At 67.6% G+C, this 12,463-nt stretch carries 13 protein-coding genes; 9 read left to right on the forward strand and 4 right to left on the reverse strand.

Translation table 11 applies throughout. From position 1 onward, the window contains the following. Positions 1-117: 117 nt before the first annotated feature. Together ACWD4J_RS12635 and ACWD4J_RS12640 are read left to right on the forward strand one after the other, a co-directional pair. Positions 118-1,689, forward strand: a complete 1,572-nt coding sequence (locus ACWD4J_RS12635) for a glycoside hydrolase family 53 protein (RefSeq protein WP_451395331.1) — start codon at positions 118-120, stop codon at positions 1,687-1,689. 278 nt (positions 1,690-1,967) lie between these two features. Beyond that, positions 1,968-2,273 (forward strand): hypothetical protein, encoded by a 306-nt coding sequence (locus ACWD4J_RS12640; RefSeq protein ID WP_451395332.1) that lies wholly within the window; start codon positions 1,968-1,970, stop codon positions 2,271-2,273. Between the two features lie 164 nt (positions 2,274-2,437). Here ACWD4J_RS12640 and ACWD4J_RS12645 read toward each other — a convergent pair whose 3' ends face one another. Next, positions 2,438-2,806, reverse strand: a complete 369-nt coding sequence (locus ACWD4J_RS12645) for a hypothetical protein (protein WP_451395333.1) — start codon at positions 2,804-2,806, stop codon at positions 2,438-2,440. Between the two features lie 410 nt (positions 2,807-3,216). Between ACWD4J_RS12645 and ACWD4J_RS12650 the strand changes: the two genes are divergently transcribed. The 3 genes from ACWD4J_RS12650 (at position 3,217) to ACWD4J_RS12660 (ending at position 5,167) form a co-directional block, all read left to right on the forward strand. Further along, positions 3,217-4,314, forward strand: coding sequence for a glutathione S-transferase family protein (locus ACWD4J_RS12650; protein WP_451395334.1), 1,098 nt, complete (start codon positions 3,217-3,219; stop codon positions 4,312-4,314). A 31-nt stretch (positions 4,315-4,345) separates the two neighbouring features. Further along, positions 4,346-4,675 carry a DUF4235 domain-containing protein gene (locus ACWD4J_RS12655; protein ID WP_451395335.1) on the forward strand — a complete coding sequence of 110 codons (330 nt, stop codon included), beginning with the start codon at positions 4,346-4,348 and terminating at the stop codon, positions 4,673-4,675. Between the two features lie 129 nt (positions 4,676-4,804). Continuing rightward, entirely contained in the window at positions 4,805-5,167 is a 363-nt protein-coding gene (locus tag ACWD4J_RS12660; protein ID WP_451395336.1) for a four-helix bundle copper-binding protein, read from the forward strand. Positions 5,168-5,307: 140 nt separating this feature from the next. Here ACWD4J_RS12660 and ACWD4J_RS12665 read toward each other — a convergent pair whose 3' ends face one another. Then, a complete protein-coding gene (locus ACWD4J_RS12665; protein WP_451395337.1) occupies positions 5,308-5,832 on the reverse strand; it encodes a hypothetical protein in 525 nt (174 codons plus the stop codon). A 370-nt stretch (positions 5,833-6,202) separates the two neighbouring features. On the opposite strand from ACWD4J_RS12665, the gene ACWD4J_RS12670 reads away from it, so the two are divergent. From ACWD4J_RS12670 to qcrB, 4 genes are all read left to right on the forward strand, one after another. Further along, positions 6,203-7,264, forward strand: coding sequence for a PHP domain-containing protein (locus tag ACWD4J_RS12670; protein WP_451395338.1), 1,062 nt, complete (start codon positions 6,203-6,205; stop codon positions 7,262-7,264). Positions 7,265-7,419: 155 nt separating this feature from the next. Then, positions 7,420-7,920 carry an SPW repeat protein gene (locus ACWD4J_RS12675; RefSeq protein ID WP_451395339.1) on the forward strand — a complete coding sequence of 167 codons (501 nt, stop codon included), beginning with the start codon at positions 7,420-7,422 and terminating at the stop codon, positions 7,918-7,920. Between the two features lie 266 nt (positions 7,921-8,186). Continuing rightward, entirely contained in the window at positions 8,187-8,435 is a 249-nt protein-coding gene (locus tag ACWD4J_RS12680) for a DUF5133 domain-containing protein (RefSeq protein ID WP_451395340.1), read from the forward strand. A 173-nt stretch (positions 8,436-8,608) separates the two neighbouring features. Continuing rightward, a complete protein-coding gene (gene qcrB, locus ACWD4J_RS12685) occupies positions 8,609-10,243 on the forward strand; it encodes a cytochrome bc1 complex cytochrome b subunit (protein WP_451395341.1) in 1,635 nt (544 codons plus the stop codon). A 15-nt stretch (positions 10,244-10,258) separates the two neighbouring features. Here qcrB and ctaF read toward each other — a convergent pair whose 3' ends face one another. Next, entirely contained in the window at positions 10,259-10,648 is a 390-nt protein-coding gene (ctaF, locus tag ACWD4J_RS12690) for an aa3-type cytochrome oxidase subunit IV (protein ID WP_451395342.1), read from the reverse strand. After that, complete coding sequence (gene ctaD / locus ACWD4J_RS12695) at positions 10,645-12,345, reverse strand: aa3-type cytochrome oxidase subunit I (protein WP_451395516.1); 1,701 nt, start codon at positions 12,343-12,345, stop codon at positions 10,645-10,647. The genes ctaF and ctaD overlap by 4 nt, the downstream gene beginning before the upstream one ends. Positions 12,346-12,463 lie beyond the last annotated feature (118 nt).

The raw sequence follows: 12,463 nt of genomic DNA on the forward strand, positions 1-12,463 counted from the left end.
GGGACCGCAGGGGGATCCCCGGCCGGTACGTGCGGCGTCCTGTTCGGGCAAGGGGCAGGACGCCGCCACTCTCAACCCACCCCCCACCTCAATTGAATCTCGTCGAAGGGACCGACGATGTTCCATACGAGACGCACCCTGCGGGCCCTGCTCCTCCCGCTGGCAGCCGGCCTCGCGTTCACCGCACTGCCTGCCACCGCCGCCCACGCGGCGTCCACGCTCACCAACGGCGGCTTCGAGTCCGACGGCACCGGCACGGCGATCCCGTCCGGCTGGTCGACCTACTCCGCGGCCGGCCAGAACTCCGCCTCCTACACCGAGGCGGGCGGTCACAGCGGCAGCTACCGCCTCACCCACTGGTCGTCGTCCGCGTACAAGGTGGAGACGTACCAGTACCTGTCCGGGCTGACCAACGGGAACTACACCCTCACCGCGTGGGTGCGCTCGGGCGGCGGCCAGAACTCCGCGTACATAGCACTGAAGAACTGCGGAAGTTCGGAACAGCGCACGGACCTGCCGGTCTCCGCGAGCGGCTGGATACGCATCGTCACCTCCATCGCGGTGACGAACAACCAGTGCACGATCAGCATCAACTCCGACGCCAACGCGGGCAACTGGATCAACGTCGACGACCTGACCTTCACGTCGGGCCAGACCGGCCTGTCCATCAAGGGCTCCGACGTCTCGTCGCTCGCCAAGAGCGAGGCACTCGGCGGCGTCTACAAGAGCAGCTCCGGCACCACCGGCGACGCGCTCGCGATCCTCAAGTCCGCCGGGCAGAACTACGCCCGCCTCAAGGTGTGGGTGAACCCCGCCGACGGCTACAACAACAAGACGCGCGTGCTGGCGATGGCCAAGCGCATCAAGGCGCAAGGCATGAAGCTGCTCGTCGACTTCCACTACTCGGACACCTGGGCCGACCCGGGCGCGCAGACCAAGCCGGCCGCCTGGTCCGGGCACTCGTACAGCCAGCTCAAGACGGACGTCTACAACCACACGTACGACGTCCTGAACGCCCTGAAGGCGCAGGGCACCACGGCCGACATGGTGCAGATCGGCAACGAGATCAACGGCGGCATCCTCTGGTCCGAGGGTTCCACCGACAACTGGTCACAGCTCGCCGGACTGCTCAACTCCGGCTACGACGCGGCAAAGGCGGTCAGCTCGTCCACGACCGTGGCACTGCACCTCGCCAAGGGCGGCGACCTGTCGGGCACCCGCTGGTGGTTCGACAACGCGGTCGCCAATGGTGTGAAGTTCGACGCCATCGGCCTGTCCTACTACGGCTACTGGCACGGTTCGCTCTACGACTTCCAGACCACCCTCGACGACGCGGCGTCCCGCTACGGCAAGCCGGTCTTCGTCGCCGAGACGGCCTACCCGTTCCGGCTGGACAGCGAGGACTCGCTGACCAACATCATCGACACGACCGGTGAGCTGGTGTCCGGCTACCCGGCCTCGACTGCGGGGCAGTCCGCCTGGCTCCGGGACGTCATGAACATCGTGGAGGCCGTCCCGAACGGCCGCGGCCTCGGTGTCTTCTACTGGGAGTCCACCTGGACCGCGGTCACCGGCAACGGCTGGGACCCGACGGACTCGGCCTCGGGCAACGGCTGGGAGAACCAGGCCCTGTTCGGCTACGACGACAAGGCCCTGCCGGCGATGTCGTGGTTCGGGGCGCACAGGTAAGCACCCGACAGGCGGCCGCCGCTCGATGCCTCTGGCGCTTCGAGCCGGCTCCGTGCCGGGCACGGCGGCGGCCGCCCCAGAACTGGAATCCGCTGTCCCGGCACCCCGGCGTTGCTCATGTCTGCCGCCTCGGGTTCCAGGTCGGCCAGACGCCGTGGCTTCGCGGCTCGGTCAGTCGTACGTCGACTGATCGACAGAAATCGAGACCTTGATAACGGGACGGTTGCAGAACCGGCCGGATGCATTGCCACGCGATCGCGGACGACGTTGGTCAAAGCATGAACGCTTCTGCTGGTAATCCGATTCCGACGCCCGACGCGGGGCTTACAGGTGCCTACTGGCTGGACAGCCCCGTCGGACACGCGGAGGACTGCCCGTGGTGTGAAGAGCTGCGCGAGTCGGAGAAACGTCGCACCGATGATCAGACAGTAAGCAGGAACCTTTCCGTCCCTGCCAAGCCCAAGACCACCCTTGCGTACGCCCCACGGCCGGCCGAGCTGAACTGCCTCACCGTCCGAGCGGCCATGCTCGCGACCGCACTTGCCACCATCATCGCGGCGGCTGCCTCGGTGGTGCTGGGCTGAGGGGCGGAGATCTGGCGAGTGCGGGCGACCAATAAGGGACGCCGGACGCCAGACGGCGGCCGCGGACCGGCCCGCTCCGGGGTCCGGCGTCCGGCGTCCGGCGTCCGGCGTCCGGCGTCCGGCGTCCGGCGTCGAAGCCTTCCGCCCCTCCGGACGGCCAGTGCTCAGTCCTCCCAGTCCAGCTGCTCTTCGGGAATGCCGATCGAGCGGGCGTACTCCTGCACCTCGGCGCGCGAGGCGGCATCCCCTCGTGGGTAGCGGAAGACCCGACCGGCGAACACCACGAACGCCTCCGTCGTGGTGTTGTAGTTGACGTACCAACCGCCCGTCGGCTCCAGGCACTCGGCGACCGCGTCAGCCAGCCGCTCGGCTTCCGCCTCCGGGGCCTGAAAGTCCAGCAGGGTCCACCGTCCGGGCTGCCCAGCGCCCGCACTGCCGACCTCGATCCTCCGCACCGTCGTGACCTGCAACGGCACCCTGTTCAGCTCGCTGCCCACACGCAGGCTCTCTCCGATCAGTACGCCACTGAGCACGGCCCGCTCCTCGTCATCTCGTCATCTCGTCACCTGCAACACGACATCAGCGAGACCACACGCTACGACGGCGCAGGGTCGGCTGGCTCCTCCCCTGGGCCAAGGGCTTTCCGGTGTCCTTCGGCGGTGGGGGCTCGGTGATGTGACTCCACAGACGCCCCGATCACGGCCGTGCCGTCCTCGGCGAGGACCGCGCGCGGGGCAGGGTCGCGCGCCACCGCCTCGGCGGTACGCCCCTCCGCACGCAGCGGGAGAAAGAGCCCTGTTCCTCGCGTCGCTTCCGGCCGGATGCCCCGACGGCACGGCCTCACACAGTCATCAGACGGAACGAGGTAGCGGAAGAGAACGAGGTAGCGAAAGGGGAGGAAAAGGGGGCACTCGTCTCGCATGCCGCAGAAGGGAGACCAGGAATGAGCCGCACCGACCAAGGCAGGAGCCGCTACAACAAGGACGACGGCTGCCACGGCCGGAGCACCGGCGACGGCAGCGGTACCGGAGACGGCGGCGGCAACACCGAATACGGGCGCAGCACCTTCACCCGGTCCAAGAGCCACTTCGCGGATCGCATCACCGCGGACGGAAGGGACGGCTGGCCGGTCGAGGAAGGCCGCTACCGCCTGGTCGTCAGCCGCGCCTGCCCATGGGCGAGCCGTTCCCTGATCTCGCGCCGCCTGCTGGGGCTGGAGAACGCACTCTCCCTCGCCATCGCCGATCCCATACAGGACGACCGCAGCTGGCGGTTCACGCTTGATCCTGACGGCCGTGATCCCGTCCTCGGCATCCGCTATCTCAGCGAGGCCTACGACGCCCGGGAGACCGGCCACCCCGGCGGCGTCAGCGTCCCGGCGATCGTGGACATACCCAGCGGCCGGCTCGTCACGAACGACTTCCAGCAGATCACGCTCGACTTCGCCACGGAGTGGACGGCGTTGCACCGGCCTGGCGCGCCCGACCTCTATCCGGAACGGCTGCGCGAGGAGATCGACGAGGTCATGGCCGACGTCTACCACGACGTCAACAACGGCGTGTACCGGGCGGGGTTCGCCACGCACCAGAGCGCATACGGCGAAGCCTGCGCCGGCGTCTTCCGGCGCCTGGAAGCGCTCTCGAAGCGGCTCACCGACCGCCGTTATCTGGTCGGAGAGGCGCTGACGGAGGCGGACATCCGGTTGTTCACCACACTGGTCCGCTTCGATGCCGTCTACCACGGCCACTTCAAGTGCAACCGGTGGAAGCTGGCGGAGGACACCGTCCTGTGGGCGTATGCCCGCGATCTCTATCAGACACCCGGCTTCGGTGACACCGTCGACTTCGATCACATCAAGCAGCACTACTACCGCGTGCACACCGGCATCAACCCGACCCGCATCGTGCCCGTCGGCCCGGATCTGGCCGGTTGGCTCACGCCCCACCACCGGCATGAGCTGGGCGGTCGGCCGTTCGGCGACGGTACGCCGCCGGGACCGGTGCCTCCCGGCGAGGAGGTCCCGGCTACCGGACGTCCCTGACCCCCCGCGAACCCGAGGAAGGAGACTCAAGGTGCGCAAGAAGAAGAAGCTGCCGGGCGTCTACAAACCGTTCGGCGTCGTGCTCGGCTGGGCGAGTGGAGCGCTGGCCGGTCTGGCCTTCCAGGCGACGTGGAAGGCGCTGCGCCACGAAGAGGACGCCCCCGACGCCCTCGACAGGGAGCGGACCTGGCGCGAGGTACTGCTGGCGGCCGCCGTTCAGGGAGCGATCTTCGCCGTCGTCCGCAGTGTGGTCGACCGGGCCGGCGCCAAGGCCATCGAACGCACGACCGGCGCCTGGCCCGAGAGCAGCAAGGGCAGGGACAGGGACAGGGACAGGGACAGCAAGGGCGGCAGGCACTGACGCGTGCCTCTGCTGCCTCGACCGCGGGGTGGGCTGTTCGCCTGCGCCCGATGGCGTGTGCCGGCGGGGAGGCGTACGACGGAAGGGCGACGGGACCCGGCCCGGGTCCCGGCAACCCGAGGAGGAGCCATGCCGCAGCCCGGAACCGCCACCACGCTGAGCAAGGAGATGCAGGAGTGCGTCGAGGCCTGCATGTCGTGCCACAGCATCTGCGAGGAGACCATGAGCTCCTGCCTGCAGATGGGTGGTCAGGCCCAGATGCAGATCATGCGGGCGCTGATGGACTGCACCGAGATGACCCGCATATGTGCGGACATGATGATGCGCAGGTCGCCCATGGCGACCGAGATGTGCAGGATGTGCGCCAAGGCATGCGACATGTGCGCGGAGGCGTGTATGGCCATGCCGGAGGATCCGCAGATGAGGCGGTGTGCGGAGTCCTGTCGCCGCTGTGCGGAGACGTGCCGCACGATGACGGGTGCTGCGGCCTGAACCGCCTGAAGCACCCGCCGACCCGACCGCGAGTCCGCTGAGCCGACCGCGAGTCACGCGGCCGGTGCCGGAGGCGTCTCGCGCGTCCTCGGCACCGGTCGCCGTGGCCGCCTCGGCGCCATGACCATGGAATCAGGCCGTCAGGCCGTTCCAGTTTCCCCTTCGAGGTAACGGCTGACCTGCGCGGCGATGCTGTCCTTGGCGGCGCCGGGACGCTTTCCGCCGCATGCCGAAGGCTGCGGCGCGCCGATGCCGCCGACCCACACGCCACGACGGGTCCATTCCTCGTCGGCCCTCAGCTGGATCTGGACGTCGACGATCTCCAGATCGTCTTCCGGACCGGCGGCGAAGATCGTGGCTGTGGCGCGACGCAGGGGGTAGACGTCGAAGCCCTCGATGAACTGGGAATTGCGCCAGTCGAGAAACGCGCCTTCGCCGTCGCCACCGATCCGGACGTCCAGTTGACCGTCCTCGAGCTGAATGGCCACCGATTCCGCGGAGCGATTCTCCACGGTCACGCGGAAACTGAAGTAGATGAGATCTTTCGCGTGGTCGTCTCGACCCCGCGGAGGCTCGTCCTTTTTCAGATCATGGACACGAACACGGAGACCTGGGTGCTCGTCGTCGTACTCCTGCCAGTCCCCCACGATGTTCGGTTCCTGCACAATTCACCCCTCGGCTCCACAGAGCTGTTTCCTACCCGCGCGCGCAGCGGGGTGTCAAATACCCGAAACCAACATCGTTTCGCAGTTTTTTCGGTTCCGTAGCCGGTGACCAGGGCATCCTGATGGGAACTGATCAATAAGGGTCGTTTTCTGCTCGAGCCCCGGTGTCGCACATCACTTACGGTCTCTTGATCCCCTCTGCTCAGGGCGTAATGACACGCGCCTCAGCGGGTCGGCAGTTCCAGTACGGGCATCGCGAGGAGCGGCTCGCACGCCGTGCGGGTCCGAGGCGGCTGAGTGAACCTGGAGCCGCGGGCCCGTGACCTCGCGGGCCGGGCCGGAGGCGCCGGTCCGCCGGCAGGAGGTGCCCATGGATTCCGTCGAGGCACTCAAGCGGATCGCGTTCCTCCTGGAGCGGACCCAGGCTCCGACCTACCGCGTACGGGCCTTCCGCACCGCCGCCGATGCCGTCGCGGCCATGACGGACGAAGAGGTGGCGGCCCGTGTCGCCGCCGGGACGCTGGAAGCGCTCAAGGGCATCGGGCCCAAGACGGCGAACGTGGTGCGCGAGGCCCTGGCCGGCGAGGTGCCGGGCTATCTGCAGCGCCTCGAGCAGGACGCCGCGTCGCCGCACGGGGCGGACGGCAGCGCGGACGGTGGTACCGGGCGCGCAGGCGAGCGGTTGCGTGCGCTGCTGCGCGGCGACTGCCATGTGCACTCCGACTGGTCCGACGGCGGGAGCCCCATCGAGGAGATGGGGCGGACGGCGGCGCAGCTGGGACACGAATGGGTGGCGCTCACCGACCACTCCCCCCGGCTGACCGTGGCACGCGGTCTCTCGGCCGAGCGGCTGCGGGAGCAACTGCGCGTGGTGGCCGAACTCAACGCGACGTGGGCGCCGTTCCGGCTGCTCACCGGCATCGAGTGCGACATCCTGCCGGACGGGTCGCTCGACCAGGAGTCCGAGCTGCTCGAACTCCTGGACGTCGTGGTCGTGTCCGTGCACTCCAAACTCCGCATGGACGCCGCCTCGATGACGCGCCGTATGGTCGCGGCAGTGCGCAATCCGTTGGCGGACGTGCTCGGACACTGCACCGGGCGGCTGGTCTCCGGGCGCGGGCGGCCCGAGTCGGAGTTCGATGCGGACGAGGTTTTCGCCGCCTGCGCCGAGTCGGGCACGGCAGTCGAGATCAACAGCCGTCCGGAACGCCTCGATCCGCCGCGGCGTCTGCTGCACCGGGCCGTCGAGGCGGGCGTGCTGTTCTCCGTCGACACGGACGCGCACGCGCCGGGCCAGCTCGACTGGCAGATCCTGGGCTGCGCCCGGGCCGAGGAGTGCGGGGTGCCCGCCGAGCGCGTGGTCACCTGCTGGTCCGCGGAGGAGCTGCTGACCTGGACCCGTACGCGCCAGACGCCTCATCGCACCCGCTGAACGCGCTCAACGGCCCGCCACCGGTGACCCGCGGTGACGATTTGCCCTGTTCACACGCCCTACCCATAAAGAAGAAATAAGAGCAAAATGAACATGTGCGGCATTCCGCCGCGCAACGCGGTCAGACTTGCAGGAACGGTAAGGAGACGAGTCTCATGGCCGACGTTTCGCACCGGGGAGACATAACCGCTCACCCCGACGTTTCCGAGATGCGGGACCGTTACGCCCGCATACTGGGCGGACGTGATGTGGTACTCGTGGATGCGCCGGTGTTCCTCATCGGCCTGTACTGTGCCGCATCCCCGTGGATCCTCCACTTCGGCGCCAGCCAGCCCGCGCTCGTGGGCCACAACCTCATCATGGGGGTCGCCATCGGCCTGCTGGCCCTCGGCTTCACCGTCAACCCCGCCAGGATGTACGGCCTGAGCTGGGCCATGTGCGCCATCGGCGTCTGGATGATCATCTCTCCGTGGGTGGTCGGCCGGAGCCCCGACGTCGGTGTCATCGTCAACAACGTGGTCATCGGCGCCCTTACCGTCCTGCTCGGCCTCGTCTGCGCCGGAGCAGCAGCGAAGACCGGCCGCGGGACCACGACCGCCCGGGCGGCACGGAGCGAGCAGTTCGGCAGCCGGACAGAGGCGCGACCTGAGGCGTGACGCCGAAGGCGCGAGCATTCACGCGATTCGAGCGAGGAGTCAGCCGCGCACCACGGGGCCTGCGGCCCGGGGGTACGCGGCTGCTCTGCGGTGAAGTTGAAGCGCCAACAAGAGGCATTCGGGTGAAGGCGCGAAAATTACTCCTGGAGCAGCCTGGCGTACAGCCCGGCACACGGCCAGGTGTAACGACATGGCCCGCTCGGGTGGCTCTTGCGCTCGGCGTCCGGCACAACGAATCCCAATCCGTCCCGGAGGGGAGTAGTGCAATGCTTCAGCCCGACAAGGCACGGGTCGCCCGCCTTCTCAACCGTTATCGCGCCTGGGAACGCATGATGCTCGCAGATCCGTCCAATCTCACGGTGCGCCGAAGGTTCGAGGACACCGCCTACACCTTGTGCGTACTCATGGGCCGGCGCAACGCACGCGAGGCCGCCGTGGCGGCGGAGAGCTATCTGTGGCCGTCGCACCGCGCGCGGCCGGAGGCCGCCTCGGTTCCGCATGAAGCCGACACATAGACATCCGGCATGAAGAAAAGACGCGATAAACACCCGTAAGTGACCGCTTGTACGCTTGCCTCTGTTCTGCCTAATCCCCACAGCCCGCACGATTGGCCGGAGCACTCCCCGGTTACCCATCAGCTCACCTGAACACTCAGCGCATCCGTGGTGACCAGGAGTGAAGGTGGCCCATGCTGTTCCGCAAGCGGAGGGAGAGGCTGACAGCGTCCGCGAAAGCGGGGGCGGTCACCGGTTTCGAGGCCCTTGATGCCCGCCTGCCGGCGTCCGAGGCGGGCCGGGGCCTGATGCGGAAGGTGTTCCCGGACCACTGGACCTTCCTGCTGGGCGAGCTCGCTCTGTACAGCTTCGTGGTCCTCGTCCTGACGGGCACCTATCTGACCTTCTTCTTCCAGCCGGGCATGACCCCGAGCGTCTATGAGGGCAGCTACGAGCCGCTGCGGGGCCAGGCCATGACGCAGGCCTACGCCTCCACGCTCGACATCAGCTTCGACGTCCGTGGCGGGCTGCTGATCCGGCAGCTCCACCACTGGTCGGCGCTGGTGTTCGTCGGTGCCATCGGGCTGCACATGCTGCGGATCTTCTTCACGGGTGCCTTCCGCAAGCCGCGCGAGATGAACTGGGTCATCGGAGTGACCCTGTTCCTTCTCGCCCTCCTGGAGGGCTTCGCCGGCTACTCGCTGCCGGACGATCTGCTGTCGGGCACGGGCTTGCGCACGGCGAACACCATCGTCATGTCGATTCCGGTCCTCGGCACCTATCTCAGCTTCTTCATCTGGGGCGGCCAGTTCCCGGGTGAGGACATCCTTCCCCGGCTCTACGCCATCCACATTCTGCTGGTGCCCGGCCTTCTGGTGGCTCTGATCGCCGTCCATCTGATGCTTGTCGTGTATCTCAAGCACACACAGTGGGCCGTGCGCGGCCGGACCAACCGCAATGTGGTCGGGCAGCCGATGTTCCCGCAGTTCACCGCCAAGTCCACGGGCCTGTTCCTGATGGTCTCCGGTCTGCTGACCGGCCTGTCGGGGGTCGCGCAGATCAACCCCGTCTGGTTGTACGGCCCGTACCGCGCCGACCAGGTGGCCACGGGCGCGCAGCCCGACTGGTACGTCGGTTTTCTGGAGGGGGCCATGCGCATCATGCCGCCGTGGCAGACCACGGCGGCCGGGCACACGGTGATGTGGAACGTGTTCCTTCCCGCGGTGGTCCTGCCGGGCGTGCTGTTCCTCGTGCTGTTCGTCTATCCGTTCTTCGAGCGGTGGGTGACGGGCGACCGGCGGGAGCATCACCTGTGCGACCGGCCTCGTAACCGGCCCACCCGCACCGCTCTGGGCGTCGCCGCCGTCGTGTTCTACGGCGTCCTGCTGCTCGCGGGCGGCAATGACGTGATCGCGTATTCCTTCCGGGTCTCCGTCAATGCGCTGACGTGGAGCTTCCGTATCGCCGTCATCGCCGGGCCCGTTGTGGCCTTCGTCGTCACGAAGCGGCTCTGCCTGGCTCTGCAGGACCACGAGCGGAGGCTCCTGCTCGAAGGGGAGGAGACCGGCGAGGTGAGCCAGAGCGTCTACGGCGGGATCAGCGAGAGCCACCGCCCGCTGAACGCGGGGCGGCGCTACCGCATCCTGGTGCGCGACGTGCCCCGCCCCCTGCCGCGGCCGCAGCGGCCCGCGGCGCGTCTGCAGCGGCTTCGGGCCGTACTGAGCTCCTGGTACTACGGCGATCGCGTGGAGATGCCGATGACGCCCGAGCAGCAGCGCCGTGTCGAGGAGATCCTCGCCGAACCGTCCGCTGCCGAGGGCAGGAAGTAGCGCCCGGAAGCGGCCTCACTCACCCCTGTGGACGTACTCGAAGGCCATCCCCACCACGCCGCCGACGAGCACCACCAGCCCGATCACGAAAAGCCACAGGCCGAACACGACGCCCAGGGCCGCCACCGCCGCGCCCAGGGCGGTCACCGGCGGAAAGCCACTGCGCGGCGGGAAGAAGTCCAACGCGCCCACGCGTTCGGCCACTTCCCCGCGTTTGCGGTCCTCCGGCCGCGTGCCGCCGAGCCGGTATTTCCGCGTGAAGAAGAGCGCGATCAGTCCGGCCATCAGGAACGAGACCGTCAGCGCCGCGGTGCCGGCCGGGTCCTGGGCGAACCAGGCATAGCCGATGTCCGTGACGATGAAGAATGCCGCTACCCCGGCGAAGAGCCATGCTTCGGTTTTCACACGCCGTGCCTTCCGTGCGAGTCGGGGCTCCGTCTCTCCCTGTCCTCTCCCGTTGTCTCCTCGTCGCCGACCTCGGTGCGGATTCTCGGCCGGGCCTCAGGGTGATGCAGGTCGAAGGCGGGCGAATCCGAGCGGATTCTCGGCAGTGCAACGAAGTTGTGGCGCGGCGGAGGACAGGACGTCGCCCACTCGAGGGACCGCCCGAATCCCCAGGGATCCTCGGTTTCGACCCTGGGCCCGTGTTTCGCGGTCTTCCACAGGTTGTAAAAGAACGGCAGATTGGACAGGCCCACCAGAAAGGCACCGATGGAGGAGATGCTGTTCAGCACGGTGAATCCGTCCGCGGCGAGGTAGTCGGCGTAGCGCCGTGGCATGCCCATCTCGCCGAGCCAGTGCTGGACGAGGAACGTCGCCTGGAATCCGACGAAGAGCGTCCAGAACTGGATCTTTCCGAGGCGTTCGTCGAGCATGCGACCGGTCCACTTCGGCCACCAGAAGAAGAACCCGCCGAACATCGCGAACACCACGGTGCCGAACAGAACGTAGTGCAGATGCGCCACGACGAAATACGAGTCGGTGAGATGGAAGTCCAGCGGCGGCGAGGCGACCAGCACACCGCTGAGTCCGCCGAGCAGAAAGGTGACGAGAAATCCGATCGCCCAGAGCATCGGCGTCTCGAACGAGACACTGCCGTGCCACATCGTGCCGATCCAGTTGAAGAACTTCACTCCCGTGGGCACCGCGATCACGAACGACATGAGGGCGAAGAACGGCAGCAGAACCGCTCCGGTGGCGAACATGTGGTGGGCCCAGACGACCGCGGACAGCATGGTGATGGCGAACGTTGCTCCGACCATGCCCAGATATCCGAACATCGGCTTGCGGCTGAACACCGGGATGATTTCACTGACCACGCCGAAGAACGGCAGAGCGACGATATACACCTCGGGGTGGCCGAAGAACCAGAACAGGTGCTGCCAGAGGATCGCACCCCCGTTGGCCGCGTCGAAGACAAGGGCACCGAATTTCCGGTCCGCGACCAGGCAGAGCAGTACGGCGGCCAGTACGGGAAAAGCGAGCAGCGCCAGGATGGACGTGAACAGGATGTTCCAGGTGAAGATCGGCATCCGGAACATCGTCATGCCCGGCGCGCGCAGGGACACGATGGTGGCGATGAAGTTCACCGAACCCAGCGTGGTGCTGAGGCCCGCCAGCACGAGCCCCATCGCCCACAGGGTCCCGCCCGCGCCGGGTTCGCGAACGGAGCTGTTGAGCGGCGCGTACGCGAACCAGCCGAAGGCGGCCGCGCCACCCGGGACGACGAACCCGGAGACGACGATCAGCCCGCCGAACAGGAACAGCCAGTAGGTCAGTGCGTTCAGCCGCGGGAAGGCCACATCGGGTGCCCCGATCTGCAGCGGCATCACGGCGTTGGCGAAGCCGGCGAACATCGGCGTGGCGAAGAGCAGCATCATGACCGTGCCGTGGATGGTGAACAGCTGGTTGTACTGCTCCGACGACACCAACTGCAGTCCCGGCCGGGCGAGTTCGGCCCGCATCAGCATCGCCAGGAAACCGCCCAGCAGGAAGAACCCGAAGGCGGTCACCATGTACATGTTCCCGATGACCTTGTGGTCGGTGGTCGTCAGGTAGTTCAGCAGCCTGTTCCCGGCGGAGATCCGGCGGCCCGGCCCCATCGGTCCCGCCTCCGGTGCCGACTGCGCCACCTCTTCGCCGAGTTGCGGCATGCACCCTCCGTACGCCGAGGACAGGCCTGACGCCATCACGGCATCAGCGCGGCAGGTGCTTAGCCGC

The sequence above is a fragment of the Streptomyces sp. NPDC002577 genome, assembly GCF_053594815.1.

Coding starts and splice junctions, on each gene's coding strand:
- ACWD4J_RS12635 (WP_451395331.1), top strand. CDS start 118: ATGTTCCATACGAGACGCACCCTGCGGGCCCTGCTCCTCCCGCTGGCA.
- ACWD4J_RS12640 (WP_451395332.1), top strand. CDS start 1,968: ATGAACGCTTCTGCTGGTAATCCGATTCCGACGCCCGACGCGGGGCTT.
- ACWD4J_RS12650 (WP_451395334.1), top strand. CDS start 3,217: ATGAGCCGCACCGACCAAGGCAGGAGCCGCTACAACAAGGACGACGGC.
- ACWD4J_RS12660 (WP_451395336.1), top strand. CDS start 4,805: ATGCCGCAGCCCGGAACCGCCACCACGCTGAGCAAGGAGATGCAGGAG.
- ACWD4J_RS12670 (WP_451395338.1), top strand. CDS start 6,203: ATGGATTCCGTCGAGGCACTCAAGCGGATCGCGTTCCTCCTGGAGCGG.
- ACWD4J_RS12675 (WP_451395339.1), top strand. CDS start 7,420: ATGGCCGACGTTTCGCACCGGGGAGACATAACCGCTCACCCCGACGTT.
- ACWD4J_RS12680 (WP_451395340.1), top strand. CDS start 8,187: ATGCTTCAGCCCGACAAGGCACGGGTCGCCCGCCTTCTCAACCGTTAT.
- qcrB (WP_451395341.1), top strand. CDS start 8,609: ATGCTGTTCCGCAAGCGGAGGGAGAGGCTGACAGCGTCCGCGAAAGCG.
- ctaD (WP_451395516.1), bottom strand. CDS start 12,345: ATGGGGCCGGGCCGCCGGATCTCCGCCGGGAACAGGCTGCTGAACTAC.